At 52.8% G+C, this 1,243-nt stretch carries 2 protein-coding genes and 1 pseudogene; all 3 read right to left on the bottom strand.

Going from position 1 to position 1,243, the window contains the following annotated elements; genetic code table 11:
• A partial coding sequence (locus tag FDW87_RS21880; protein WP_252363028.1) for an alpha-amylase family glycosyl hydrolase occupies nucleotides 1-260 on the bottom strand: 260 nt, incomplete at its 3' end.
• A gap of 11 nt (nucleotides 261-271) precedes the next feature.
• The gene (locus FDW87_RS05755) at nucleotides 272-1,099 is read right to left on the bottom strand and encodes a carbohydrate ABC transporter permease (RefSeq protein WP_016157527.1); all 828 of its coding nucleotides are present in this window, start codon (nucleotides 1,097-1,099) and stop codon (nucleotides 272-274) included.
• Nucleotides 1,100-1,243 (bottom strand): annotated as a pseudogene (locus FDW87_RS21875) (sugar ABC transporter permease); the annotation flags it as partial.

The following is a 1,243-nucleotide window of genomic DNA, read 5'->3' as shown; positions in this document are numbered from 1 at the left end:
TCAACCACCCGGCGGAAATCGTCGAGAGTGCCGAAACGGGCGTCAACGGCGCAGTAATCGCTGATATCGTAGCCGTTATCCACCAGCGGAGAGGGATAAAACGGCGTGATCCACACCGCGCCGATGCCCAGCGCCTGCAAATAATCCAGCCGGGAAATCAGGCCCGGAAAATCGCCCAGCCCGTCGTTATTGCCGTCGCAAAACGAAGGCAGATAAATTTGATAACAGGTACACGCCTGCCACCACGGTTGCTTTTTCACCGTCACGTTCCTTATTTCAGTGATAACGACATGCCTTCGAGGAAGTATTTTCTGAACAGAATAAACAGGACAACGATTGGCAGCATCTGCACCACCGACCCCGCCAGCACCGGTCCCAGGTAGATGCCGTAGGATTTGCTGAAGGTGGCGAGCAGCACCGAAAACGGCATTTTGTCCACTTCGCGCATCACGATCAGCGGCCAGAGGAAGTTGTCCCATGAGCTGGAAAAGGTGAACAGTGCGACAATCGCCAGAATGGATTTATTCAGCGGCATCATCACATGCCGCAAGATCCCCCACAGGCTGGCGTGATCGAGCCTTGCGGCGTACAGGTAATCATTCGGCGTGCCTTTAAAGCTCTGCGAAACCATAAAAATGCCCCAGGCGCTCATCGCATACGGCAGGATCATCGCCCCGTAGCTGTTGATCAGCCCCAGTTCACGCATCAGGACAAACTGTGGAATGATGAACATAAAGACCGGGAAAACCATCTGCACAATCAACAGGTTGCGAAACGCATTTTTGCCGCGAAACTCGGTTTTCGCGACGGCATATCCCACCAGCATTGAGGTCAGCGTGACGCAGACGGTAATGGTGAGCGACACGAACAGCGAGTTAACCAGGGTGCGCAAAAAAGGTTTGTCCGCCCGGTTGCTGTTATCGAACAGAAAAGCGTAATTCTCCAGCGTCAGATGACCGGAAAACAGCCCGGTCGTGTAGATTTGCGCCGTCGGTTTCAACGAGGAGATCACCATCCAGATAAAAGGATAAAGCCAGGTGAGCGCCAGCAAAAACATCACGGCGTGAATGAGCAGCGTTAAGGGAGTCATTTTCTTCATTCACACAATCTCGATATGTTTTTCGAATACTTTGCGGAAGACCCAGATTGCGAGGAAACTGCATGCCGCAACGATAATCGACATGGTCGCCGCCCAGGTTGGCTTCATTTTCTGGAACGCCACTTCATACATCACCACCATCGG

The sequence above is a fragment of the Citrobacter sp. wls826 genome, assembly GCF_005281245.1.
Classification (GTDB): Bacteria; Pseudomonadota; Gammaproteobacteria; order Enterobacterales; family Enterobacteriaceae; genus Citrobacter; species Citrobacter braakii.
Note: the sequence above shows the minus strand (reverse complement) of the source record. Positions and strands in the feature narration are given on the sequence as shown.

Excerpts from the sequence above, each read along its gene's own strand:
- FDW87_RS05755 (WP_016157527.1), bottom strand. The coding sequence starts at position 1,099 with ATGAAGAAAATGACTCCCTTAACGCTGCTCATTCACGCCGTGATGTTT.